Genomic DNA, 804 nt, shown 5'->3' on the forward strand with positions numbered 1-804 from the left:
GTAGGCCAAGTTGACCGCACGCAGCCCGGACCCAAGAAGAACCGAGCGTGCGGAGAGCGCCTCGGGGTCGTTACAACTAGTTCACCGGCCAGTCCCTCGCCGCCGTGTGGGACGGCAGCGTCTTCACCGTGACCACGTTCGACCGGTTCGCCCGCAACATGGCCGAGGCCAACGAGATCCTCACCGGCCTGTCACGACACGGCGTCCTGTTCGGCTTGGGCGCGCCCGTCTACGACTGGAACGACCCATTCGGGCGGCTGTTCCTGCAAACCCCGCCATGGTCGCCGAGTGCGAGAGCGAGGTGTCCCTGGCCGACCTGGCCACCGAATACAGCGTCGGACGCTCCACCATCCACCGCATCATCCACGGGCCAGAAACCCCCACGTAGAACGCAGGATCATCGCCCCCCAAGCGATCACACACCGGCGTTGGGCGTCACTCTTCGCTCAAAATCATTCTCATCGCCAACGGCTGTTCCTGGGTTCCTCAACTCGATGCCGTGCCGCTGTTTGCACCTCGTGCACCTCTCCTTCCGGAAGGCGTACGGATGGCCGCCTGGGCTGAGTGCGGGCGGCGAAGCCCGTCCAGCACGAGGGTGATGACGCCGTCGGCTTCGGCCCGCCAGTCGGGGCGGTCATGGGCCGCGCCGATGCCGTGCAGCGCCATCATCACGGCACCGGCATCCACGTCGTCGCGAACGGCGCCGTCCCGCACGGCGGCGGCCACCAGGTCGGTGACAGCCTGCTCCAGCGCCCGGCTGCCCTCGGCGAGGGCACCCGAGCGATCGGCCATGAGCGTGGCCAA

At 67.8% G+C, this 804-nt stretch carries 1 protein-coding gene and 1 pseudogene; one reads left to right on the plus strand and one right to left on the minus strand.

The window, feature by feature from the left end:
• Positions 1-158 precede the first annotated feature (158 nt).
• A pseudogene (locus tag KIK09_RS60955) lies at positions 159-209 on the plus strand (hypothetical protein); the annotation flags it as partial.
• A gap of 277 nt (positions 210-486) precedes the next feature.
• On the opposite strand, the gene KIK09_RS57205 reads toward KIK09_RS60955, so the two are convergent.
• A partial coding sequence (locus KIK09_RS57205) for an SbtR family transcriptional regulator (protein WP_214327974.1) occupies positions 487-804 on the minus strand: 318 nt, incomplete at its 5' end.

Source organism: Nonomuraea sediminis, assembly GCF_018531495.1.
Lineage (GTDB): Bacteria > Actinomycetota > Actinomycetes > Streptosporangiales > Streptosporangiaceae > Nonomuraea > Nonomuraea sediminis.